The following is a 24,383-nucleotide window of genomic DNA, read 5'->3' as shown; positions in this document are numbered from 1 at the left end:
TCCGGGCGTTCGCCGGGGGAGATATCCCCTCGGCCGGCTCCCACCGGCTATGGCATGCTCGCCTCCATGCAGCAGATATCGGTCAGCCCCGTCTTCGTCGGCCGTGGCAGCGAGATCACCGAACTGACCGACGCGCTGCGCCGGGCGGGCACCGGCAGCCCGCAGGCCGTCCTCATCGGCGGCGAGGCCGGCGTCGGCAAGACCCGGCTGCTGGAGGAGTTCCTGCAGCGCGCCGCCGACCGCGGCGCGGTCACCTCGCTCGGCAGCTGTCTGGAAGTCGGCGCCGAAGGCCTGCCCTACGCGCCGCTGGCCGCCGCGCTGCGCCGGCTGCACCGCTCGCTGGGCACCGAGTTCGAGGCCGCCGCAGCCGGCAGCGAGGGCCACCTCGCCCGACTGCTCTCCGAATTCGGAGAAGCGGACGGCGAACCCAACGACGAGTACGGCCGGGCCCGGCTGTTCGAGCACACCGCAAGGCTGTTCGAACGGCTCGGCGCGGAGCGTACCCTCGTCCTCGCCGTCGAGGACCTGCACTGGTCCGACCGCTCCACCCGCGAACTGCTCGCCTTCCTGGTGCGCACCCTGCACCGCTCCCGGGTGCTGCTGATCGCCACCTACCGCAGCGACGACCTGCACCGCCGGCACCCGCTGCGCCCCTTCCTCGCCGAGCTCGAACGGCTGCGCACCGTCCAGCGGCTGGAGCTGGCGCGGTTCGACCGCCGCGAGGTGGCCGCCCAGCTGGCCGGCATCCTCGGCACCGCCGCCCCCGACCGCCAGCTGGTGGACCGGATCCACCGCCGCTCGGAGGGCAACCCGTTCTTCGTCGAGGAACTGGCCACCGCCTTCCACGACGGCTGCGGCGCCGGACTGACCGACTCGCTCCGGGACATCCTGCTGGTGCGGGTCGAGGGCCTGGAGGAGGAGACCCAGCGGGTGGTGCGGATCGCCGCCGAGGGCGGCTCGCACGTCGAACACGCCCTGCTGGCGGCCGTCCTGGACGACGACGAGGAGGCGCTGATCGAGGCGCTGCGCTCGGCCGTCGGCGCCAACATCCTGCGCCCGGACAGCGAGGGCGAGGGCTACCGGTTCCGGCACGCGCTGGTCCGCGAGGCGGTCTCGGACGACCTGCTGCCCGGCGAACGCCACCGGATCAACCGCAAGTTCGCGCTCGCCGTGGAGGCCCAGCCGCAACTGCTCTCCTCCGACGCGCTGCCGGCCCGGCTGGCCAACTACTGGTACCACGCGCACGACCCGGCCCGGGCCCTGCCGACCGCCCTGGACGCCGCCCGCGCGGCCCGCCGCCGCAACGCCTTCGCCGAGCAGCTGGGCATGCTGGAACGGGCCCTGGAACTGTGGGACATGGTCTCCGAGGACGTGCTGGCGCACACCCTGCGCCCGTACGACTGGGCCGAGACCTACCCGCCCGGCTCCTGCGACCACAACACCGCCGACGAGGAGTGCAGCCGGATCCAGCTGGAGGACGTGCTCGCCGAGGCGGTGGTCGCGGCCCGGCGCTGCGGCGACCGCGAGCGCGGCCTGAGCCTGGCCAAGCGCGGGCTGCGGCTGGTCGACGAGACGGTGCACCCGGTGCGCGCGGCCTGGTTCCGGATCAACCGGGCCCGGATGCTGGGCAGCCTGCGCCGCTCCGGCGACGAGGAGGAGATCGGCCACGCGCTGCGGCTGGTCGAGCAGTTGCCGCCGTCCGCCGTCCAGGCCGAGGTGCTCGCGCTCGGCGCCGGCTCGGCGATGCTCAAGAAGCCCGGCGTCGAGCACCTCGAACTCGCCGAGCGCGCGATCCGGATCGCCGAGGAGGTCGGCGCGCACTCGGTCGAGGTGCACGCCCGGATGACCCTCGCCGGCCTGCGCTACGACGTGCACGGCGACGCCGAGGGCGGGCTGACCGAACTCGCCGGGGCGGTCGAGCGGGCCCGCCGGCTGGGCGTTCCCGACCTGCTGCTGCGCGGCATCAACAACCTGGCCAGCATGCAGCGCGGGCTGGGCCGGGCCGAGGCCGCCGTACGGCTGGCCCGCGAGGGCCTGGAGTTCGCGGACGGCAACGGCCTGCTGCGCAACATCGGCACGATCCTGACCGGCAACCTGGTCGAGGCGCTGACCGACCTCGGGCGGGTCCGGGAGGCCGCCGAGGTGCTCGCCGCCTGCGAACTGACCAGCCTGAGCGGCACCCACGCCGAGTTCCTGGACCGGATGCGCGGCGAACTCGCCCTGCTGCAGGGCGACCTGCCCACCGCGGCGACCATGCTGGCGCAGGCCCGGTCGGCCAACCGGGTCGGGCAGGTCCAGCACAGCGTGCCGATCAGCCGGCTGGCGGTGCGGCTCGCCGCGCTCGGCGGCCGGCCGCTGGAGGCCCGCGCCGAACTGCTCGCCGCGCTGGCGGAGGGCGGCCGACTCGGCCACGAGTCCGACGTCTACCCGCTGCTCACCGAGGCCGCCGGGGTGGAGGCCGACACCCGGGGCCTGCCGGAGGCCGAGGCGGGCCGGGCCGGGGCGCTGGCCGCGATCGCCGCGGCGGCCGACGGGCTGCGGCCCAGGGCGCCGCTGCACCACGGCTGGGCCCGGCTGCTGGAGGCCGAACTGGCCCGCGCCGCGGGCGCCGACGACCCCGGGCAGTGGACCGCCGCCGTCGAGGCGCTGCGGCCGACCGGCCTGCCCTACCCGCTGGCGCTGGCCCTGCTGCGGGCCGGCGAGGCCGAGGTGCAGGCGGGCCGGCGCGAGGCCGGGGCCGAACTGCTGCGCGAGGCGGCCGAACTGGCGGCCGTACGGGACGACCGCATGCTGGGGGCGCAGGTCGCGGGCCTCGCCGAGCGGGCCGGGCTGAGCCTCGCCCCCGCCGAGCGCGCGGCGGCGGTGCCGGCCCAGGCGGTCTCCGTCGGGGACTCCTTCAACCTCACCCCCCGTGAGCGGGACGTGCTCCGGTTGCTCGCGCGGGGCTGGACCAACCGGCAGATCGCCGAGGAGCTGTACATCTCCCCGAAGACCGCGAGCGTGCACGTCTCCAACATCCTGGGCAAGCTCGCGGTCGGCGGCCGGGGCGAGGCCGCCGCACTGGCGCACCGGTTGCGGCTGTTCCCGGACGACCTGGCCCCGTCCGGCCGCTGAGACGGCGCCCCTGAGCCGGGCCGGACCGCCGCCGGGCGGGCCGGTCCCGGCGGGCCGGGCGCCGCCGCGTGCTCCCGTGCGCGCCGCGTGTGCCCCCGCCCGCGCGCCGCCGCCAACCGGGCCGATCCGTCGGAATCCGGAGCGAGCCCCCACTCCCGCACCATTACTCTAAGTTGAGTGTGCGTGTCATTGAGTGACGGAATTGGTGTAGGGTCCGTTTCGGGAGCATCGGTACGGTGCGGCGACCGACCGGCCGCCCACCCCCTGGGCCGCCGTCCTGACGGGGTGCCAGGTCGCCGCGTACGGCCGAGAGGTGCGCGGCCGGTGGCCCGTGGCCGGGGCGCGAGGCCCCGGGCCGGAGGGGGAGAGGCCGAGTGAGCTCCACCGATACGGTGCTGCCCGGAGCCGGACGCCCGGGTGCACCACCCGCCGACACGTCCGCCGTCGACACCATGCCCGCGCCCGTCGAGCGCGGCCCGCTGCGCCGGCTCCTGGAGAGCCGCGCCCTGCCGGGACTCGCCCTGGGGGCACTCTGCCTGGCCTACGCCATGGGTGCCGCCGCAGGCTGGGGATCCCCCCAACTGTCCATCTTCATGGGGGATTTCGGACTGGCCGCCGCGGCCCTCGCGGCCTCGCTGTCCTGCCTGGTGTACGGCTGCACGGTCGGCGGGCACGCCCGCCCGGCCTGGCTGCTGTTCGGTCTCTCCTCGCTCATGGTCACCCTCGGCAACGGCACCTGGGGCTGGTACGAGCTGGTCGTGCGCACCCCGCTGCCCCGGGACTCGCTCGCCGACTACGCCTTCCTGCTGTTCGCGCCGCTCGCCATCACCGGCGTCCTGGTGCTCGCCCAGCGCCCGCGCTCCGCGGCCGGCTGGCTGTGCCTGCTGCTCGACGGCTGGCTGATCGCCGGCTCGCTGTTCACCCTCAGCTGGAGCCTGGCGCTCGGCCGGATCGCGGCCGGCGAGGACGGATCCCCGCTGCGGCTGGCGCTCAACCTGGGCTACCCGGTGCTGGACATCCTGCTGGTCAGCCTGGTGGTCGGACTGCGCTTCGGCGGCCGGGACGGCAACCGGGCGGCGGTGCACACCGCGATGCTGGCGCTCGCCGTCACCGTGCTGTGCGACGCCCTGTTCACCTCCCCGGGGCTGCGCAGCAGCTACCACTCCGGCGAACTGCTGGACGCCGGCTGGTTCTCCGGCAGCCTGCTGCTGGCCTGGGCGCCGTGGTCGACGCGCTGGCGCCGCCCGCTGCGCGAACACCCCTCGGCCGGCGGTCTGCCGCGCCGCCGGGTGGCCACCACCTTCAGCGCGCTCACCCCGTACGCGGCCGCCGCCGTCTGCACCGCCGGAATCCTCTACAACGCCCTCGGCGGGCGCGCACTGGACCGCGTGGTGGCCGCGGCCGCGTGCACCGTCGGGCTGGCACTGATCCTCAGGCAAGGCGTGATGCTGCTCGACAACCTGTCGCTGGCCCAGGAACTCGCCCACAAGGAGGCGCACTTCCGCTCCCTGGTGCAGGGGTCCAGCGACGTCATCATGATCGCCGGCGCGAACGGCGTGCTCTCCTACGTCTCCCCGGCCGCGCTCGGCGTGTACGGGCGGGACCCGGAGGAACTGGTCGGCGGGAACCTGCTGGACCTGGTCCACGCCGAGGACGTCGACCGGGTGCTCTCCGAGGTCCGCCGCTACCTCGCACGGGTCCGGCTCACCACCCACCGCACCCCGGGCACCGCCGAGCCCTCCGCCCGGGTGGAGTGCCGGATCAGCTCCGGCGGCGGCGAGTGGCTGCACGTCGAGTCCACGGTCAGCCGGCACCGCGACGGGCTGCTGCTCAACAGCCGGGACGTCACCGAACGCGTCATGCTCCAGGCCCAGTTGCAGCACAACGCCTTCCACGACCCGCTCACCGACCTGCCCAACCGGGCGCTGTTCGCCCAGCGGCTGCGGGCCGCCCTCGGCGCCCGCGGCCAGCAGGGCGGGACCGGCGCCGGGATCGCCGTGCTCTTCCTCGACCTGGACGGCTTCAAGGCGGTCAACGACTCCGCCGGACACCAGGTCGGCGACGAGCTGCTGGTGCAGGCCGCCCGCCGGCTGCAGGGCGCCGTCCGCTGCGGCGACACCGTCGCCCGGTTCGGCGGCGACGAGTTCGCGGCGCTGGTCTGCGGGCCGCTCGGCCGCCTCCAGGTCCAGGAACTGGCCGACCGGCTGCGCGTCGCGCTCTCCGAGCCGTACTGGATCGGCGGCGCCGAACTCGGCGTCGCCGCCAGCATCGGCATCGCCTTCGGCACCCCCGAACGCGGCCCCGCCGCCGACCCCAGGACCGCCGCCGACGAGCTGATGCGCAACGCCGACCTCGCGATGTACCGCGCGAAGTCCGAGGGCAAGGGCCGGGTGGTGCTCTACACCCCCGCGATGCGGGCCGACCTGGAGCGCCGCACCGAGCTGGAGGAACGACTCAGACTGGCCGTCCGCGAAGGCGGCTTCACCCTGCTCCACCAGCCCGTGGTGGACCTCGCCGACGGCGCGGTGACCGGCATCGAGGCGCAGCCCCGCTGGCGCTCCGCGGGCGGCCTGCTGCTCACCCCGGCCGAGTTCCTGCGCTCCGCCGAGCACGGCGACTCGGCCACCCGGTTCTCCCGCTGGCTGGTCCAGGAGGCCGCCGCCGCGGCCGCCGCCCGGCGCGGCCGGCCCGGCCGGGGCCACGGAGCGCCGGAGCCCGTCCCGGTGGCCGTGCGGCTCTGCGCCGAGCGGCTCTGCTCGCCCGGCCTGTACGAGACGGTGGCCGCCGCGCTGCGCGACAGCGGGCTGCCGCCCGGCGAGCTGGTGATCGAGGTGTCCCGGATGGGGCCGGACTCGCTCGCCGACGAGCTCGGCCGGCGGCTGGCCGCGCTGCGCCGGCTCGGCGTCTCCACCTGGCTGGCCGGATACGGCGCCGGCGGCGGCTCGCTCGGCGCCCTCGCCCGGCTGCCCCTGGACGGTCTCAAGCTGGACCGCACGCTGGTCCGGGACCTCGGCGAGTCCTCGCTCGCCCGCACGCTCGCCGGGCACGCCCTGCGGCTCGGCCGCGACCTCGGGATGGCCACCGCCGCCGAGGGGGTGGACCTGCCCCGCCAGGTCACCGTGCTGCAGGAGCTGGGCTGCGGGCAGGCCCAGGGCTCGGCCTTCGCCCCGCCGCTGGACGAGCCCCGGCTGCGCCGCGCGCTGGCCCGCCGCGGCTACCCGCTGCCGAAGCCCCCCGCCCCGCTCCCCACCCGGCGCGGGTACCTGGCCGCCGACACCCGGGCGAGTGGCCGGACGGACGCCGGGCCGGGACGTGTCGCACATCACCACGGCGGCTCTGACCTGCCCGAACACCGGGCCGTCGGTGGTCCGGCAGGCGGTCCGCATGGCGAGACGGTCATCCCACCTGCTTGACACGCCACCCCGGACGGGAGGATGGTCGTTGCCATGCGCACCCGAATTCTCGTACTTGGCGGGCGCGTCGGCTGACAGGGCTCGCACGCCCTGCTCGTGACAGACCGACGCGCCACCCCTCGCATGCCCTTGGGCACGAGGGGTTTTTTGTTGCACTGACGCTGTTCCACCCCCGCAAGACCCCTGGCCTCGGCCGCCCGAGAACGTCGCTCCGACGGATCGAGCGGGAGGATTGAGGCAGAGCCGGCGATCGACCCGGACCGGGACCCCACCCTCGCAGCACCGGGGCCCGCAGCCGGGTCGGCAAGAACCGAGAAGAGACAGGCAGATGACCGAGCACGCCGCATCCCCCCGCCGCGGGGACAACCCGGCCGCCAACGCTCCCGCTCCCCAGCACGTCGTCGAGACCATGACCGGCGCCCAGTCGCTCATCCGCTCCCTGGAGGCCGTGGGCGCGGACACCGTCTTCGGCATCCCGGGCGGGGCCATCCTTCCCGCGTACGACCCGCTGATGGACTCGGCCAAGGTGCGCCACATCCTGGTCCGTCACGAGCAGGGCGCCGGCCACGCCGCCACCGGGTACGCCCAGGCCACCGGCAAGGTCGGGGTCTGCATGGCCACCTCCGGGCCGGGCGCGACCAACCTGGTCACCCCGATCGCCGACGCCTACATGGACTCCGTGCCGATGGTCGCGATCACCGGCCAGGTCTCCTCCAAGGCGATCGGCACCGACGCCTTCCAGGAGGCGGACATCTGCGGCATCACGATGCCCATCACCAAGCACAACTACCTGGTCACCGACCCCGCCGAGATCCCCCGGGTGATCGCCGAGGCCTTCCACATCGCCGCCACCGGCCGCCCCGGCCCGGTCCTGGTCGACATCGCCAAGGACGCGCTGCAGGCGACCACCACCTTCCGCTGGCCGGTCGAGGCCGCCCTGCCCGGCTACCGACCGGTCACCAAGCCGCACGCCAAGCAGATCCGCGAGGCCGCGAAGATGCTGGTCGGCGCGAAGCGCCCGGTGCTGTACGTCGGCGGCGGCGTGATCAAGGCGCAGGCCACCGCCGAGCTGCGGATCCTCGCCGAGCTGACCGGCGCGCCCGTGGTCACCACCCTGATGGCGCTCGGCGCCTTCCCGGACAGCCACCCGCAGCACCTGGGCATGCCCGGCATGCACGGCTCCGTCCCCGCCGTCACCGCCCTGCAGAAGTCCGACCTGCTGTTCACCCTCGGCGCCCGCTTCGACGACCGCGTCACCGGCAAGCTGGACAGCTTCGCCCCGTACGCCAAGATCGTCCACGCCGACATCGACCCGGCCGAGATCGGCAAGAACCGCCCGGCGGACGTGCCGATCGTCGGCGACGCCCGCGAGGTGCTCGCCGACCTGATCGTCGCCGTCCAGGCCGAGTTCGACGCCGGCCACAAGGGCGACTACGCCGAGTGGTGGGAGAAGCTCGACGAGTGGAAGAAGACCTACCCGATCGGCTACGAGCCGGCCCCGAACGGCCAGCTCTCGCCGCAGCAGGTCATCGAGCGGATCGGGAAGCTGGTCGGCCCCGAGGCGATCTACGCCGCGGGCGTGGGCCAGCACCAGATGTGGAGCTCGCAGTTCATCCGGTTCGAGAAGCCCGGCACCTGGCTGAACTCCGGCGGTGCCGGGACCATGGGCTACGCCGTCCCCGCCGCGATGGGCGCCAAGGCCGGCCGCCCGCAGACCCCGGTCTGGGCCATCGACGGCGACGGCTGCTTCCAGATGACCAACCAGGAACTGGTCACCTGCGCCCTGAACGACATCCCGATCAAGGTCGCGGTCATCAACAACGGCTCGCTGGGCATGGTCCGGCAGTGGCAGACGCTGTTCTACAACCAGCGCTACTCCAACACCGTGCTGCACGCCGGCCCGGGCCACGACGGCATCGAGCCGCCCGCCCAGGGCACCCGGATCCCCGACTTCGTCCTGCTGTCCGAGGCGATGGGCTGCGTGGGCCTGCGCTGCGAGCGCCCCGAGGACCTCGACGCGGTCATCAAGCAGGCGATGGAGATCAACGACCGTCCGGTCGTCATCGACTTCATCGTCCACCAGGACGCCATGGTCTGGCCGATGGTCGCGGCCGGGACCAGCAACGACGAGATCCAGTTCGCCAAGGGCGTCCGCCCCGACTTCGGCGACGACTCCGACTGACCCCACCACCAGAGCGACTGAGGAACCACATGTCCAAGCACACCCTCTCCGTCCTGGTCGAGAACAAGCCCGGCGTGCTCGCCCGCATCGCCTCGCTGTTCTCCCGTCGGGGCTTCAACATCGACTCCCTCGCCGTCGGCCCGACCGAGCACCCGGACGTGTCCCGGATGACGATCGTGGTCAACGTCGAGGACCTCCCGCTGGAACAGGTCACCAAGCAGCTCAACAAGCTCGTGAACGTGATAAAGATCGTCGAACTCGACCAGGCCGCTGCGATCCAGCGGGAACTGGTCCTGGTGAAGGTCCGCGCCGACAACGAGACCCGGTCGCAGATCGTCGAGATCGTCCAGCTGTTCCGTGCCAAGACCGTCGACGTGTCGCCCGAAGCGGTGACCATCGAGGCCACCGGCAGTTCGGACAAGCTGGAGGCCATGCTCCGGATGCTGGAGCCTTACGGCATCAAGGAGTTGGTCCAGTCCGGCCTGGTCGCGATCGGCCGCGGCGCCCGTTCCATCACGGACCGGTCGCTGCGCGCACTCGACCGCAGCGCCTGACCGGCGCGGGACGGCGACCCGCCCGTCTCAAACCCTGAAGCAAAGACCCCACAACCGCCGGGACCGCATACGGTGAATACCGCGTACCCCGGCACCATGATGCAAGGAGATGTGCCCCCGTGGCCGAGCTGTTCTACGAAGACGACGCCGACCTGTCCATCATCCAGGGCCGCAAGGTCGCGGTCATCGGCTACGGCAGCCAGGGCCACGCCCACGCGCTGTCCCTGCGCGACTCCGGCGCCGACGTCCGGGTCGGCCTGAAGCCGGAGTCCACGTCCCGCGCCAAGGCGGAGGAGGCCGGCCTGCGCGTCGTCACCCCGGCCGAGGCCGCGGCCGAGGCCGACGTCATCATGATCCTGGTCCCGGACCCGATCCAGGCCGACGTCTACGCGGCCGACATCGCCCCGCACCTGAAGTCCGGCGACGCCCTGTTCTTCGGCCACGGCCTGAACATCCGCTTCGGCTTCATCAAGCCCCCGGCGGACGTCGACGTCTGCATGGTCGCCCCGAAGGGCCCGGGCCACCTGGTCCGCCGCCAGTACGAGGAGGGCCGCGGCGTCCCGGCGATCGTCGCCGTCGAGCAGGACGCCACCGGCAAGGCCTTCGACCTGGCGCTGTCGTACGCGAAGGGCCTGGGCGCCACCAAGGCCGGCGTCATCAAGACCACCTTCACCGAGGAGACCGAGACCGACCTGTTCGGTGAGCAGGCCGTCCTCTGCGGTGGCACCGCCGCCCTGGTGAAGGCCGGGTTCGAGACCCTGGTCGAGGCCGGCTACCAGCCGGAGATCGCCTACTTCGAGTGCCTGCACGAGCTGAAGCTCATCGTCGACCTGATGTACGAGGGCGGCCTGGAGAAGATGCGCTGGTCGGTCTCCGAGACTGCCGAGTGGGGCGACTACGTCACCGGCCCGCGCATCATCACCGCCGACACCAAGGCCGAGATGAAGAAGGTCCTCGCCGAGATCCAGGACGGCACCTTCGCCAACACCTGGATCGCCGAGTACAAGGCGGGCCTGCCGAAGTACAACGAGTACAAGAAGGCCGACGAGGACCACCTGCTGGAGACCACCGGCAAGAAGCTGCGTTCGCTGATGAGCTGGGTCAACGAGAAGGCCTGAGCCTGCGCGGGCCGTTCGCGCGGCCCGGTTCCGCAACTGCCTTGTACAAGTAGGCTGCTCCCGTCCGGGTGATTTCGCCGGACGGGAGCAGCCTGGCAGCCAGCCCGTCGATACACTCCGAGTGCGCGTCAGGCCCACAGCGTCGTGCGTCTACCTACGCGGCATGCCACCTTCCCCCGCCCTTCCACGCCACCTACGTGCCGGGGGAACCGCAGAGTTAAGGACACACTGTCGTGAGCACTGTGACATCCAAGACCGCCGTCGTTCTGATCGCCGAAGAGCTGTCGCCCGCCACCGTCGACGCCCTCGGACCCGACTTCGAGATCCGCCACTGCAACGGCGCCGACCGCACCGAGCTGCTCACCGCGATCGCCGACGTCGACGCGATCCTGATCCGCTCCGCCACCAAGGTCGACGCCGAGGCGCTGGCCGCCGCCCGCAAGCTCAAGGTGGTCGCCCGGGCCGGCGTCGGTCTGGACAACGTGGACGTCGCCGCGGCCACCAAGGCCGGTGTGATGGTCGTCAACGCGCCGACCTCCAACATCGTCACCGCCGCCGAACTCGCCTGCGGCCTCCTGATCTCCGTCGCCCGCAACATCGCGCCGGCCAACGCCGCGCTCAAGCAGGGCGAGTGGAAGCGCAACAAGTACACCGGCGTCGAGCTGAGCGAGAAGACCCTCGGCGTCGTCGGCCTCGGCCGGATCGGCGTCCTGGTCGCCCAGCGGATGTCCGCGTTCGGGATGAAGATCGTCGCGTACGACCCCTACATCCAGGCCGCCCGCGCCGCCCAGATGGGCGTCAAGCTGGTCACCCTGGAGGAGCTGCTGGAGGTCTCGGACTTCATCACCGTTCACCTCCCCAAGACCCCCGAGACGATCGGCCTGATCGGCGACGAGGCGCTGCACAAGGTCAAGCCGACCGTGCGCATCGTGAACGCCGCCCGCGGCGGCATCGTGGACGAGGAGGCGCTCGCGAGCGCGCTGCGCGACGGCCGGGTGGCCGGCGCGGGCCTCGACGTGTACGCCAAGGAGCCGTGCACCGACTCCCCGCTGTTCGCCTTCGACAACGTGGTCGCCACCCCGCACCTGGGCGCCTCCACCGACGAGGCGCAGGAGAAGGCGGGCATCGCGGTCGCCAGGTCGGTGCGCCTCGCGCTCGCCGGCGAGCTCGTACCGGACGCCGTGAACGTCCAGGGCGGCGTGATCGCCGAGGACGTCCGTCCGGGCCTGCCGCTGGCCGAGAAGCTCGGCCGGATCTTCACCGCGCTGGCCGGCGAGGTCGCCGTCCGGCTCGACGTCGAGGTCCGCGGCGAGATCACCCAGCACGACGTGAAGGTGCTCGAACTGTCCGCGCTGAAGGGCGTGTTCGAGGACGTGGTGGCGGAGACGGTGTCCTACGTCAACGCCCCGCTGTTCGCCCAGGAGCGCGGTGTCGAGGTCCGTCTGACGACCTCCAGCGAGAGCCCCGAGCACCGCAACGTGATCACCGTGCGCGGCACCCTCGCCGACGGCGAGGAGATCGCCATCTCCGGCACGCTGGCCGGCCCCAAGCAGACCCAGAAGATCGTCGGCGTGGACGCCTTCGACGTGGACGTGGCGCTCACCGACCACATGGCCTTCTTCAAGTACGAGGACCGCCCCGGCGTGGTCGGCGTGCTCGGCCGCCACCTCGGCGACGCCGGCATCAACATCGCCGGCATGCAGGTCGCCCGCGACGGCGGCGGCGCGCTGGCCTCCCTCACCGTGGACAGCGAGATCCCGCAGGACGTGCTGTCGGCGATCGCCGCCGAGATCGGCGCCCGCTTCGCGCGCTCGGTCGACCTGGGCTGATCCTCCGGGCCCTGCTGCACGTTCCCGGGTGGCTCCCGTCTCAGATACTAGGAAATCCGAGTATTCGTGCAGACACGGCCGGAGCCGGGTCGTACCGTGGAAGAGCCATACGGTGTGCCGCCCCTGTAGCCAGGGCGCGCGGCCCGTGTGCGCGTGCGCCCTCACGGGCAGGCGACCCCTGCTCCCGCGCGTTCCATCCCGTCGCCACCGCCACCCTCCCCGGGACGCGCGGCGCCTCCGTCTCCCACCCCCGCGCTCGCCCTCGGCAGCGCCGCTTCCAAGGAGCCAGGTATGCCCCCCACCGCCGACCGCCACGCCGCCACCGCGACCGCCACGACCCCCGTCCGCGCCCCGCGCCGCCGTCGGGCCGCCGAGCGCACCCCCTTCGCGGCCGCCGCCCTGCAGCGCTCGCTGGACCGCCGGGACAACGGCGGCGTGACCGGCCACCACTGACCGGCCACCACTGACCGGCCACCACTGGGCGGCACCGCGAGTGGCGTTCATCGGCCGACTGGGCCGAACGGGCTGATGGCGCGTCACTCCGTAGAGTGCAACCTCGTTCCATTCGAGGGAAGTTGCTCGCCCGGGCCGGCGCGATCATCCTAATTTGGGGCCCCCGGAAGGGTGATCGACGTCTGCGCGGGCGGGCGTCAGCGGCACCGAGTGCGGATCAGTCCCCCCTGCCGGGGGAGAGGGCCCAGTGCGTCTGCCACCCGTCCGCCGACCCTTCGTCCGGATCGGCCTCACCCTGACCCTGCTGGCCGGGAGCGCCGTCCTCGCCGCCACCCCGGCGGCGGGCGGACCACCGACCGCCGGACCACCGACCGCCGGACCACCGTCCGCGGGACCACCGGGGGCCGGTCGAACGGCCTCCGTCCTGCTCGAACTCGGCACCGAGGCGGCCGGCCCCGCCTGGCGGCGCGCCGCCGACGGGGCCCGGCGGGAGCAGCGCCCCCCGGAGGCCGTCCGCCAGGAGGCCGCGCGGGCCGGCGCCGCCCAGCGGGCCCGCGCGGGCGACGCGCTCGACCGGCTCGCCGGCGCCGTTCACCGGGCCGCGCCCGCCGTCCGCGAGCTCTACCGCACCCGCACCCTGCTCACCGGCCTCGCCGTCGAGGCGCCCGCCGACCGGCTGCCCGCGCTGCGGGCGCTGCCCGGCGTCCGGGCCGTCCACCCGATCGTCGCCAAGCGGCGCGACAACGCCCACTCCGTCCCGCTGACCGGCGCCCCGCAGGTCTGGGCCGGCGGCTCCGCACCCGCCGGCAACACCGGGAAGGGCGTGCGGATCGGGATCATCGACAGCGGCATCGACTACACCCACGCCGACTTCGGCGGTCCCGGCACCGAGGAGGCCTTCCGTTCGGTCGAGCGCGGCAAGCCCGCGCCGCCCGCGCTGTTCCCCAACGCCAAGGTGATCGGCGGCAAGGACCTGGTCGGCGACGACTACGACCCGGACCCGGCCTCCCCGCACCACCAGTCGGTCCCGCACCCCGGCGACAACCCGCTCGACTGCGTGCGCAACGGGCACGGCACCCACGTCGCCGGCACCGCGGCCGGGTACGGCGTCACCGCCGACGGCCGGCCGTACACCGGCCCGTACGGGCCCGGACTCGACCCGGCCGCGTTCAGGATCGGCCCCGGCGCCGCCCCCGGCGCCCAGCTGTACGCGATCCGGGTGTTCGGCTGCGACGGCTCCACCGACCGGCTCACCGAGGCCCTCGACCTGGCCGCCGACCCGAACGGCGACGGCGACCTGGCCGACCGGCTCGACGTCGTCAACCTCTCGCTCGGCAGCCGCTTCGGCAGCGCCGACGACACCGACGCCCTGGCCGTCGACCGGCTCGCCGCGTTGGGCACCGTCGTGGTCGCGGCCGCGGGCAACGAGGGCGACGTCTACGGCATCGGCGGCAGCCCCGGCACCGCCGCCCGGGCGATCACCGTCGCCGCCTCCGTCCACGGGCACGCCGACGTGGACGGCATCACCGTGCTCGCCCCCGCCACCCTGGCCGGCATCGTCCCGGCGCACTGGAGCGAGCGCTACCAGGGCTGGTCCGGCACCGAGGTGAGCGGTGAACTCGCCCTGCCCGCCGACCAGTCGGACGGCTGCGCCGACTTCGACGAGGCCGACCGGCAGCGGCTGGCCGGGAAGATCGCCGTGCTCGCCTGGACGACCAGGGACGCCGACCGGGCCTGCAACTCCGGCCCGCGCGCCGACCACGCCGCCGACGCGGGCGCGATCGGCGCGCTGTACGCCGCCGACACCGACCACCTCGCCGAGATCGCCGGCGACGACCGCGTCCCGGTCGCCCTGCTGGCCCGCGCCGACGGCGAACGCCTGCGGCAGGCAGCGGCCGCCGGGCCGGTGCGGGTCCGGCTCGCCGCCCCCGGCAACCCCCTGCACGGCTCCGTCGGACAGGACCAGCCGGCCCGGACCGACACCCTCACCGACTTCACCTCGCGCGGCATCGGCGTGCCCGGCGTGGTCAAACCCGACCTGGCGGCGCCCGGCGAGACCATCTGGTCCGCCCTGGTCGGCAGCGGCACCGGGGGCCAGCGCGAGAACGGCACCTCCATGGCCAGCCCGCACGTCGCCGGGCTCGCCGCGCTGGTCCGCGCCGCACACCCGGACTGGCCGGTCGAGCAGGTCAAGGCCGCGCTGATGAACACCACCACGGACACCTACGTCGGCGACGACCACGGCGGGCCGGTCTACGGGCCCGAGCGCACCGGGGCCGGGCGGGTCCGGGTCGACCAGGCGGTCCGCACGCCCGTCGTCGCCTACGCCGCGGGGGAGGGCGCCGAGGAGGGCGGCGTCGGCGTCTCGTTCGGACCGGTCGAAGTCGGCGGGCCGACGGCGCTCACCCGGGAGATCGAGGTCCGCAACCACTCCGACCGGCCGCTGGGCTACCGCACCGGCTACGCGGCGGCCACCGAACTGCCCGGGGCCTCCTTCCGGGTGAGCCCGGACCGGGTCGACGTCCCGGCCGGCGGCACCGCGCGGGTGCGGGTGACGCTCTCCGTCCCCGGGCGGCTGGGCCGCGCGCCCGACCCCACCATCGACACCACGCAGGGCGGCAGGGCGCGCAGCTACCGCGGCGAACTCTCCGGGCGGGTGCTGCTGACACCGGTCGCGGACGCCCTGCCGCAGCTGCGGGTCCCGGTGCTCGCCGCCCCGCGGCCGACGAGCGACCTCGCGGTGACGGCCACCGCCCGCACCGCGCGGGACGGCACCTTCGTCACGCTCGGCGGCAGCTCGGCGCCCGGCGCGGCACCCGGACTGGTCACCGCCCTCGCCCTCGGCGGCGAAGGCGCCCGCTGGGCCGACTGCCCGCCCGGCAGCGCCGCCACTCCCGGGCCGGGCGCGGCCACCCCCGGGCCGGGCGCGGGCATCCGGCCCGACGGTGCGGGGGAGGGCACCGACCCCGCGCAGGACCTCTGCGTCGAGCACCCCGCCGAACGGGCCGCGAACCTGCGCGCGGCCGGCGCCGCCGTCGACGCCGACACGCTCTACGTGGGCGCGCAGTCGTGGGCCGCCTCGGCCACCCCGGTCGGGCTGTACGGCGTGCGGGTCGCGCTGGACACCGACGGGGACGGCAGCACCGACGTCATCCTCAAGGCCGACCGGCTGCGCGGCAGCGACGTCCTGGTCTCCCGCGCCCTCGACGCCCGCACCGGGGACGAACTCGACGTCCAGCCGCTCAACGCCCGCTGGGGCGACACCGACACCGCGCTGCTGGACAGCGACGTGGTCGTGCTGCCCGTCCGGCTGAGCGCCCTGCCCGGCGTCGGCCCCGGCCACAGCACCGTCCACTACGGCGTCTGGACCGGCGTCGCCGCCTCCGGCACACCGGACCCGGCCGAGGCCTACGCCGCCATCGGCCTGCGCGGCACCCGGCCGACCGTCCCGCTGGACGTCCTGCACCCGGCCCTCACCGCCCGGGTCGGCCTCACCGGCCCCCCGGCGGTCATGGCGCCCGTCGGCCCGGGCGGCTTCCTCGCCGTGCACCGCACGGCGGGCGGCGGCTCCGGGCTCCTGCTGCTGCACCACCTCAACCGGGGTGAGCGGCGGGCGCAGGTGCTGACCCTGCCCTGACCGGGCGGGCCGGGACCACCCGGGGGCGGTTCGCCGACAGCGGTCGGCGGGCCGCCCCCTACGCGTCCCGGGCGTCCCCGGACTCCCCGGACTCCCCGGATTCCCCGGATTCCCCGGACTCCCCGGTGTCCCCGGTGTCCCCGGTGTCCCCTGTGTCGCTGACGCCGCCGGTGCCGCCGGTGCCGCCGGTGTCCCCGGTCGCCAGGGCGGTGCGTCGGTCGCGGCGGGGCGTGCGGGTGGGGCGGCGGGACAGTCGGCTGAAGACGGCGACCAGGGCGAGGGCGCCGGCCGTGGCCGAGCTGACGGTGAGCCCCTCGGTGAGGCCCGGTGGGCGGAACGAGCAGGCGATCCGGGAGGCGCCGGGGCCGAGCGGCACCCCGATCATGCCCAGGACCGGCGTGGGGACGGCGGGCAGGCCGCCGTCGACGGCGCAGGTCCAGCCCTCGGTGGCCGGGACGGAGAGCAGCGCGATGCCGGTGGAGCCCGTCGGGAGGGTCGCCGCCAGGGTGTGCCCGTTCGCCTCGACCCGGGTCGCGCCGGTCGCGGTGAGCCGGGCGACGGCGGCGTCCAGGGCGCCGGTGCGCAGACAGCCGATCGGCCGGGCGGGGACCTGGCTGACGGTGTCGGACCGCAGCGTCACCCGGACCACCCCGTCCGCCGGGACGGTCCCCAGCCGGTGGATCGCCACGGCCGTGGTCGGCTGCTCGCCGTCGCTGCGGTAGCTGGTGCCGAGGCCGCTGACCGTGCCCCGGTACCAGACGCCGTGGAAGAACGCCGTCGAGCCGGGCGTGCAGGCGGCGGTGAGGACGGTGCCCCCGCCGCCGGACGGCACCGACCAGCCGCTGGTGCCGTGCAGGGTGGGCGCCGGACCGCCGTCCGGAACGGGCAGCGGGGCGTCGTACACCTGGCTGCCGAGCAGCGACTCCTGCCGGGACCACACCGAGGAGGTCTCCGGCCGGGCGCCCGGCGGCATGACGGTCACCGGCGGCGGCGCGGCCGCCCGGACGGAGGTGAAGCCGAACGGCGGCGGTCCGTCGTCCAGGTGCGCGCGGACGGCGAACAGGGCCTGCCCGACCGGGTCGGTGACGCTCTCGGTCTGCCGCCCACCGGCCGTCCAGCCCGCACCGAGGTCGTGCATCAGCAGCGCGGCGGCGGTCGGCAGGTAGCTGCTGAAGTAGCCGCCGCCCTGGCCGCCCAGCAGCAGCGGATCGTTGGGGGTGAAGGCGTGCGGGCCGGGGTCGCTGCGGCCGCGCGGCCAGTCGTCGGCGGCGCGGACCGCCGCGTGCCCGGCCCGCACGGCCGCCGGGGGGACGCTGCCGGAAGGCGCCGCGCCGAGCGCCGCGTACCCGGACCAGACGGCGTTGCCGAGCACCGTGCCGCCGATCACCCAGGTGGCGACGGTGTTCGCCCGCCGGTCGGTGTGCCGGCGGTCCAGGACCCACAGCGCGGCGAGGAGGACGGCACCGCCGGCGGTCAGCAGCACCCAGGTGGCGGGGCGGACCGAGTGCCGGCCCGCCGCCAGCCCGGCGATCACCGCGACCACGGCGGCGCCGCCCAGCAGGGTCGGCGGGTCCGGCCGGTGCGCCAGCGACACCCAGCCGGCCAGCACCAGCAGGCCGCTGAGCACGAAGGCGACCCGGTACGGTCCGCCGGCCGGGATCGCCAGACCGTGCCAGACCAGGACGGTCGGGGTCCAGACGAAACCGAGCCCCACCACCACCAGCGCCGCGCACCACACCGCCCGCACCCGCGGCCGCACCCGCCGGTTGAACGGCAGCCCGCACACCAGCAGCAGCCCCAGCAGGCCGATCGCCACGTCCGGCAGACCCCGCCCGCCGTGGGTGGCGGGCAGCAACTGGGCGAGGTGCCCGCCCAGGCCGGACGGGCCGAGCGGCTCGACCGGCGACTCCGGCTGGGCCTCCCGCGCGGCCCGGACCGCGACGAACAGCACCGGGGAGGCGAGCAGCACTCCGGCGGCGGCCATGGTGACCGCCCGGCCGGTGGCCCTGACCCCCTGACGGAACGGCCGGGAGGTGGCGAACAGCCGTACGGCGAACAGGAGTCCGGCGGCCAGGGTGGCCAGCGCGGCGGTGTACAGGTTGCCCGCCCAGGCCAGGGCGACGCACAGCGTCCCGGTCACCCAGCGCCGCTCGTGCAGGCACCAGTCGGCGGCGAGGCCGAGCAGCGGCAGCGAGACCAGGCCCCAGAGCCACATCGGCGCGGCCCCGCCGACGTCCAGCACCCAGGCGCACAGCCCGTACCCGACGGCGGCGAGCGCCCGAAGCCGGTGGGGGCCGGGGTGGAGGCGGCCGAGCAGGCGGGCCATCGCCGCGGTGCCGAGGCCGATGGTGGCGAGGGTGACGAGGAGGACGGCGAGCTCGCCCCGGTCGCGGGGGAGGAACGCGGTGAGCCAGGAGAACGGGTTCATCAGGTAGGCGAAGAAGTCCGCCAGGAACGGGACGCCGTAGCCGCTGTTCCAGTTGAACAGCAGGTCCCCGGTGGCCTGCCCGTGCAGCAGGTCCCACAGGTGGGCGTGGTACGGCACCGCGATCGCGTCCGCCCCGGCCGGCCACGTCCCGCGCAGCCCCGCCGCCAGCGCGTACCCGCCCGTCGCCAGGCCGGCCGCGCCCCCGCAGACCAGCAACTCCCGCCGCCGCTCGGCCCTCACCCGCACGCCCCGTTCTGCCAGTGACCCCGGACCAGTGACCCGGACCTCGCCACCCTAAGCGCGCCCCCGGCGCGGGAAACGACGTACGCGCTCCTTCGAAGGAGTGGCGTCCGGGAGGGCCTTGCCGAGTAGCCTGGGAAGGCCGTCAGGATGCCCGTATGGGAGGAACCATGAGCATCGAGCAGTACCCCGACTGGCTTCGCCCGCCGGTTGGCGGATACACCGCCGAAGACTTGGACCGGCTGCCGGATCTCCCGCCGCACACCGAGCTGATCGACGGGAGCCTGATCTTCGTGAGCCCGCAGACCATCTTCCATATGTCGACGCTCCGCGTCCTGGAGTGGGCGCTGGTGAGGGCCGTTCCGCCCGGATGGGCCGTGTGGCGAGAGATGACGATCATGCTCAACCGGCGCAACAGGCTGGAGCCGGATCTCCTGGTTGTCGACAAGCGGGTCAACAGCGGCCCCAGGGGGCGGAAGGGAACCTCTTGCCAGCCGGAGGACGTGCTACTGGCGGTGGAGGTTGTGTCCGAGGAGTCGCAGGAGCGTGACCGGGATACCAAGCCCCGGAAATACGCTGCGGCCGGTATCGCCCATTTCTGGAGGGTGGAAGATGACGACGACGGCCGTCCGGTCGTCTACGTGTACGAGCTGGACCCGGCCACCAGGGCGTATGGCCTGACCGGGATCTACCACAAGCAGTTGAAGGTGGACCGGCCGTTCCCGGTTGAGATCGACCTGACCGATGCGTCCGAATAGTGGACGCCAGGTGTCAACCCCTGGGACGGCGGAGTAGGGTCCGAGCATGTCTCGCACCATTCGTCTCGCAGTTGTCCCGGGTGACGGCATCGGCCAGGAAGTGGTGGCCGAAGGCCTCAAGGTCCTGGGCGCCGTGCTTCCCGCCGATGTGAAGCTGGAGACCACCGAGTACGACCTCGGGGCCCGGCGCTACCACCGGACGGGGGAGACGCTGCCGGACGACGTGCTGGCGGAGCTGAAGTCGCACGACGCGATCCTGCTGGGCGCCATCGGTGACCCGAGCGTTCCGTCGGGGGTGCTGGAGCGCGGGCTGCTGCTCAAGCTGCGGTTCGCCTTCGACCACCACATCAACCTGCGTCCGGGCCGCCTCTTCCCCGGGGTGAAGTCCCCGCTGGCCGGCGAGCCGGACATCGACTTCGTCGTCGTCCGCGAGGGCACCGAGGGCCCGTACGTCGGCAACGGCGGCACGCTGCGCACCGGGACGCCGCAGGAGGTCGCCACCGAGGTCAGCCTGAACACCGCGTACGGCATCGAGCGCGTGGTGCGCGACGCCTACCGCCGGGCCCAGGCGCGGCCGCGCAAGAAGCTCACCCTGGTGCACAAGAACAACGTGCTGGTGCACGCCGGGCACCTGTGGACGCGGATCTTCGCCGCGGTCGGCGAGGAGTTCCCCGAGGTCACCACCGACTACCTGCACGTCGACGCGGCGACCATCTTCTTCGTCACCCAGCCCGAGCGCTTCGACGTGATCGTCACCGACAACCTGTTCGGCGACATCCTGACCGACCTGGCCGCGGCCGTCACCGGCGGCATCGGCCTGGCCGCGAGCGGCAACATCAACCCGAGCGGCGAGTTCCCGTCGATGTTCGAGCCGGTGCACGGCTCGGCGCCGGACATCGCCGGCCAGGGCAAGGCCGACCCGACCGCCACCGTGCTGTCCGTCGCCATGCTGCTGGAGCACCTCGGCTTCGCCGCCGAGGCCGCCCGGGTCGAGGCCGCCGTCGCGGCGGACCTGGCCGAGCGCTCCCGCACCCGCAGCACCTCCCAGGTCGGCGACGCGCTCGCCGGGCGAGTATCCGGCTAGCGGGCCGGATCCGACAGCGGGGTTCCGGCTAGCGGGCCGGATCCGAAGAGCGGAGTTCCGGCCGACGGGCCGGACCCACAAGGTGTCCGGCCAGCTGGGCCGGACCGCATAACCGCAGCTTGCAGCTCTCAAAGGAGCCGGCGGCTGTTCGGCACGGCCCTCTGGATGCGAGTATCGACAGTGGGCCGTGTCGCTGTGCGTTCGTTCCGGCGTTCGATCGCCGGAACGTCCTTGCGGCGGTGGGGCCCGGACCAACCCCACGGTGAAGGAAACAGCCATGAGCACGCCCACCCAGGCGCCCATCACGTTCGACCTCAAGCCCTCCGCCCACCCGCTGCCCGCAGCGGAGCGCGAGGCCCGGCTGACCAACCCCGGCTTCGGCCGTGTCTTCACCGACCACATGGTCACCGTCCGCTGGACCGAGGGCGTGGGGTGGCACGACGCCCAGCTGGCGCCGTACGCGCCGCTGGAGATCGACCCGGCGAACATGACCCTGCACTACGGCCAGGCGATCTTCGAGGGCCTGAAGGCCTACCGCCAGGCCGACGGCTCCATCGCCACCTTCCGCCCGGAGGCCAACGCCGCCCGCTTCCAGGCCTCGGCCCGCCGTCTGGCGATGCCGGAGCTGCCGGTCGAGACCTTCGTCGAGGCCGTGGAGCTGCTGGTCCGGCAGGAGCAGGAGTGGGTCCCGAACGAGCCGGAGCAGAGCCTCTACCTGCGTCCGTTCATGTTCGCCACCGAGGTCGGCCTGGGTGTCCGACCGGCCAACTCCTACCTCTTCATGATCATCGCCTCGCCGGCCGGTGCCTACTTCCAGGGCGGCATCAAGCCGGTCTCGGTCTGGCTGTCCAAGGAGTACGTCCGGGCCGCGCCCGGCGGCACCGGCGCCGCCAAGTGCGCGGGCAACTACGCCGCCTCGCTGGTCGCCCAGGCCCAGGCCGCCGAGAAGGGCTGCGACCAGGTCGTCTGGCTCGACGCCGCCGAGCACCGGTGGGTCGAGGAGATGGGCGGCATGAACCTGTACTTCGTCTTCGGCGAGGGCAAGGACGCGAAGATCGTCACCCCGGAGCTGTCCGGCGCCCTGCTGCCCGGTATCACCCGCGACTCGCTGCTCCAGCTCGCCTCCGACCTCGGCTACGCCGTCGAGGAGCGGAAGATCTCCACCGACGAGTGGCAGCAGGCCAACGCCGACGGCACCCTCACCGAGGTCTTCGCCTGCGGCACCGCCGCCGTCATCACCCCGGTCGGTTCGGTGAAGTCCGCCGCCGCCGACTGGACCGTCGGCACCGGCGAGCCGGGCCCGATCACCATGGAGCTGCGCAAGGCGCTGCTGTCGATCCAGGGCGGCCAGAACGCCGACACCCACGGCTGGCTGCACAAGATCGTCTGATTCCGGAACGCCCGCACCGGCTCCGGCCTGCCGTGTTTCGCATCGCGAGACGGGCGGGCCGGATCCCGGGAGCTGTGCCAGACTGCCAGCGTGTCCTCGCTTTCGCTGATTATCGGCAGCAGGCGCGCCGGTCCGCAGTGACCGCTCCCGCAGGACCCGATGCGGAGCGACCACGAGCGTCCAGACCCGCGCGCAGACCTCTCGCACCCGCGAGGGGTCTTTTGCTTTGTGGGCACCGCCCCGCCGAGCACCGCCACCCGGACCGGCCGAGGCCCCCACGAAGGGCCCGGGGACACCGGGGCCGCGCGCGAGATCCTGGACAGTGGAGCCGGGACCACAAAATCCGGCCAGAGCAGTACGAACCTCCCCGAACGGAGAACCAGGGGTCATGACCGAGGTCAGCCGTACCGACGACAGTTTCCACGTGTTCGACACCACGCTGCGCGACGGCGCCCAGCGCGAGGGCATCAACCTGACGGTGGCGGACAAGCTGGCCATCGCCCGGCACCTGGACGAGTTCGGGGTCGGCTTCATCGAGGGCGGCTGGCCCGGGGCCAACCCCCGCGACACCGAGTTCTTCGCCCGGGCCGCCGCCGAGCTGGAGCTGGAGCACGCGCAGCTGGTCGCCTTCGGAGCCACCCGCCGGGCCGGCGGCCGGGCCGCGGACGACCCGCAGCTGGCCGCGCTGGTCGGCTCCGGTGCCCCCGTGATCACCCTGGTCGCCAAGGCGCACGACCGGCACGTGGAACTGGCGCTGCGCACCACCCTGGACGAGAACCTGGAGATGATCCGGGACAGCGTCGAGTTCCTGCGCTCCCGGGACCGCCGGGTGTTCATCGACTGCGAGCACTTCTTCGACGGCTACCGGGCGAACCGGGAGTACGCCCTCGCCGTGGTCCGCACCGCGCACGAGGCCGGCGCGGACGTGGTGGTGCTCTGCGACACCAACGGCGGGATGCTGCCGGCCGGTGTCCGGGACACCGTCGCCGACGTCCTGGCGGCGACCGGCGCCCGGCTCGGCATCCACGCCCAGGACGACACCGGTTGCGCGGTGGCCAACACCCTGGCCGCGGTGGACGCCGGCGCCACCCACGTCCAGTGCACGGCCAACGGCTACGGCGAGCGGGTCGGCAACGCCAATCTGTTCCCGGTGGTCGGCGCCCTGGAGATCAAGTACGACCGCCGGGTGCTGCCCGCGGGCCGGCTGCCCGAGATGACCCGGATCTCGCACGCGATCGCCGAGCTGGTGAACCTGGCGCCCTCCACCCACCAGCCGTACGTCGGCTACTCGGCCTTCGCCCACAAGGCGGGACTGCACGCCTCCGCGATCAAGGTCGATCCGGACCTGTACCAGCACATCGACCCCGAGCGGGTCGGCAACACCATGCGGATGCTGGTCTCCGACATGGCCGGCCGGGCCTCCGTCGAACTCAAGGGCAAGGAACTCGGCTACGACCTGTCCACCGACCGGGACCTGGCGGGCCGGGTGGTCGCCAAGGTGAAGGAGCAGGAGAACCTCGGCTACACCTACGAGTCCGCCGACGCCTCCTTCGAGCTGCTGCTGCGCGACGAGGTGCGCGGCAGCCGGGAGCGCTTCTACACCCTGGAGTCCTGGCGGACCATCAGCGAGCAGGGCCCGAACGGGGTTTCCGGCAACGAGGCAACCGTCAAGCTCTGGGCCAAGGGCGAGCGCCGTACCGCCGTCGGCGAGGGCAACGGCCCGGTGGACGCGCTGGACCAGGCCCTGCGCACCGCGCTGGAGGGCATCTACCCGCCGCTGGCCACCTTCGAGCTGGTGGACTACAAGGTCCGCATCCTGGAGGGCCAGCACGGCACCGGGTCCAAGACGCGGGTGCTGGTCGAGTCGACCGACGGCACGTCGACCTGGTCCACCGTCGGCGTCGCGGACAACGTGGTCGCCGCCTCCTGGCTGGCGCTGGAGGACGCGTACACCTACGGCCTGGTCCGCGCCGGGCTGGAGCCCACCGAGTAACCGGCCGGGGGCAGGGCCGTGGCCCGTCGGACTCCGCGCGGGGTCCGACGGGCCACGTGTGCCTGGGTCACCGCAGTCGGGCGAGCAGGGCGTGTTCGACGAGCGTGATGAGGGCGCTCTTGGCGCTGTCGCGGCGGCGCGCGTCCAAGGTGACGACCGGGGTGTCGGCGCCGAGCTGGAGGGCCTCGCG

At 73.9% G+C, this 24,383-nt stretch carries 13 protein-coding genes and 1 pseudogene; 12 read left to right on the top strand and 2 right to left on the bottom strand.

Features of this window, described 5'->3' with window-relative positions; all coding sequences use genetic code 11:
* Window positions 1–66: 66 nt before the first annotated feature.
* The 8 genes from ACFV0O_RS25580 to ACFV0O_RS25545 all read left to right on the top strand — a co-directional run bounded on the left by ACFV0O_RS25580 (window position 67) and on the right by ACFV0O_RS25545 (window position 16,300).
* Window positions 67–3,114 carry an AAA family ATPase gene (locus ACFV0O_RS25580; protein WP_380345620.1) on the top strand — a complete coding sequence of 1,016 codons (3,048 nt, stop codon included), beginning with the start codon at window positions 67–69 and terminating at the stop codon, window positions 3,112–3,114.
* 452 nt (window positions 3,115–3,566) lie between these two features.
* Entirely contained in the window at window positions 3,567–6,527 is a 2,961-nt protein-coding gene (locus tag ACFV0O_RS25575; protein WP_380345700.1) for a putative bifunctional diguanylate cyclase/phosphodiesterase, read from the top strand.
* 328 nt (window positions 6,528–6,855) lie between these two features.
* Window positions 6,856–8,709: an acetolactate synthase large subunit gene (locus ACFV0O_RS25570; RefSeq protein ID WP_380345618.1), complete on the top strand. Its 1,854-nt coding sequence runs from the start codon at window positions 6,856–6,858 to the stop codon at window positions 8,707–8,709.
* A 29-nt stretch (window positions 8,710–8,738) separates the two neighbouring features.
* The gene (ilvN, locus tag ACFV0O_RS25565; RefSeq protein ID WP_030057405.1) at window positions 8,739–9,263 is read left to right on the top strand and encodes an acetolactate synthase small subunit; all 525 of its coding nucleotides are present in this window, start codon (window positions 8,739–8,741) and stop codon (window positions 9,261–9,263) included.
* A gap of 119 nt (window positions 9,264–9,382) precedes the next feature.
* Window positions 9,383–10,381 carry a ketol-acid reductoisomerase gene (ilvC, locus tag ACFV0O_RS25560; RefSeq protein WP_380345615.1) on the top strand — a complete coding sequence of 333 codons (999 nt, stop codon included), beginning with the start codon at window positions 9,383–9,385 and terminating at the stop codon, window positions 10,379–10,381.
* A gap of 242 nt (window positions 10,382–10,623) precedes the next feature.
* Entirely contained in the window at window positions 10,624–12,210 is a 1,587-nt protein-coding gene (serA, locus tag ACFV0O_RS25555) for a phosphoglycerate dehydrogenase (RefSeq protein WP_380345698.1), read from the top strand.
* Between the two features lie 291 nt (window positions 12,211–12,501).
* A complete protein-coding gene (locus tag ACFV0O_RS25550; RefSeq protein ID WP_360254185.1) occupies window positions 12,502–12,663 on the top strand; it encodes a hypothetical protein in 162 nt (53 codons plus the stop codon).
* 247 nt (window positions 12,664–12,910) lie between these two features.
* On the top strand, window positions 12,911–16,300 hold the full coding sequence (locus ACFV0O_RS25545; RefSeq protein WP_380345613.1) for a S8 family serine peptidase: 3,390 nt from the start codon (window positions 12,911–12,913) through the stop codon (window positions 16,298–16,300).
* 58 nt (window positions 16,301–16,358) lie between these two features.
* Here the strand turns inward: ACFV0O_RS25545 and ACFV0O_RS25540 are convergent, their stop codons facing one another.
* Complete coding sequence (locus tag ACFV0O_RS25540; protein WP_380345611.1) at window positions 16,359–18,974, bottom strand: YfhO family protein; 2,616 nt, start codon at window positions 18,972–18,974, stop codon at window positions 16,359–16,361.
* Between the two features lie 164 nt (window positions 18,975–19,138).
* Between ACFV0O_RS25540 and ACFV0O_RS25535 the strand changes: the two genes are divergently transcribed.
* The 4 genes from ACFV0O_RS25535 (at window position 19,139) to cimA (ending at window position 24,193) form a co-directional block, all read left to right on the top strand.
* On the top strand, window positions 19,139–19,726 hold the full coding sequence (locus tag ACFV0O_RS25535) for a Uma2 family endonuclease (protein ID WP_380345609.1): 588 nt from the start codon (window positions 19,139–19,141) through the stop codon (window positions 19,724–19,726).
* A gap of 46 nt (window positions 19,727–19,772) precedes the next feature.
* Window positions 19,773–20,810 (top strand): 3-isopropylmalate dehydrogenase, encoded by a 1,038-nt coding sequence (locus ACFV0O_RS25530; protein ID WP_380345607.1) that lies wholly within the window; start codon window positions 19,773–19,775, stop codon window positions 20,808–20,810.
* Window positions 20,811–21,087: 277 nt separating this feature from the next.
* Window positions 21,088–22,200: a branched-chain amino acid aminotransferase gene (locus ACFV0O_RS25525; RefSeq protein WP_360254195.1), complete on the top strand. Its 1,113-nt coding sequence runs from the start codon at window positions 21,088–21,090 to the stop codon at window positions 22,198–22,200.
* A gap of 388 nt (window positions 22,201–22,588) precedes the next feature.
* Entirely contained in the window at window positions 22,589–24,193 is a 1,605-nt protein-coding gene (gene cimA / locus ACFV0O_RS25520) for a citramalate synthase (protein ID WP_380345605.1), read from the top strand.
* 67 nt (window positions 24,194–24,260) lie between these two features.
* Here cimA and ACFV0O_RS25515 read toward each other — a convergent pair.
* A pseudogene (locus ACFV0O_RS25515) lies at window positions 24,261–24,383 on the bottom strand (ATP-binding protein); the annotation flags it as partial.

The organism is Kitasatospora sp. NPDC059577, from assembly GCF_042735475.1.
Classification (GTDB): Bacteria; Actinomycetota; Actinomycetes; order Streptomycetales; family Streptomycetaceae; genus Kitasatospora.
Note: the sequence above shows the minus strand (reverse complement) of the source record. Positions and strands in the feature narration are given on the sequence as shown.

What these genes read in the sequence shown, in the direction of transcription:
- ACFV0O_RS25530 (WP_380345607.1), top strand. Translation starts at nt 19,773, where the DNA reads ATGTCTCGCACCATTCGTCTCGCAGTTGTCCCGGGTGACGGCATCGGC.
- ACFV0O_RS25570 (WP_380345618.1), top strand. Translation starts at nt 6,856, where the DNA reads ATGACCGAGCACGCCGCATCCCCCCGCCGCGGGGACAACCCGGCCGCC.
- cimA (WP_380345605.1), top strand. Translation starts at nt 22,589, where the DNA reads ATGACCGAGGTCAGCCGTACCGACGACAGTTTCCACGTGTTCGACACC.
- ACFV0O_RS25580 (WP_380345620.1), top strand. Translation starts at nt 67, where the DNA reads ATGCAGCAGATATCGGTCAGCCCCGTCTTCGTCGGCCGTGGCAGCGAG.
- ACFV0O_RS25550 (WP_360254185.1), top strand. Translation starts at nt 12,502, where the DNA reads ATGCCCCCCACCGCCGACCGCCACGCCGCCACCGCGACCGCCACGACC.
- ACFV0O_RS25525 (WP_360254195.1), top strand. Translation starts at nt 21,088, where the DNA reads ATGAGCACGCCCACCCAGGCGCCCATCACGTTCGACCTCAAGCCCTCC.
- ACFV0O_RS25535 (WP_380345609.1), top strand. Translation starts at nt 19,139, where the DNA reads ATGAGCATCGAGCAGTACCCCGACTGGCTTCGCCCGCCGGTTGGCGGA.
- ilvN (WP_030057405.1), top strand. Translation starts at nt 8,739, where the DNA reads ATGTCCAAGCACACCCTCTCCGTCCTGGTCGAGAACAAGCCCGGCGTG.
- ACFV0O_RS25575 (WP_380345700.1), top strand. Translation starts at nt 3,567, where the DNA reads ATGCCCGCGCCCGTCGAGCGCGGCCCGCTGCGCCGGCTCCTGGAGAGC.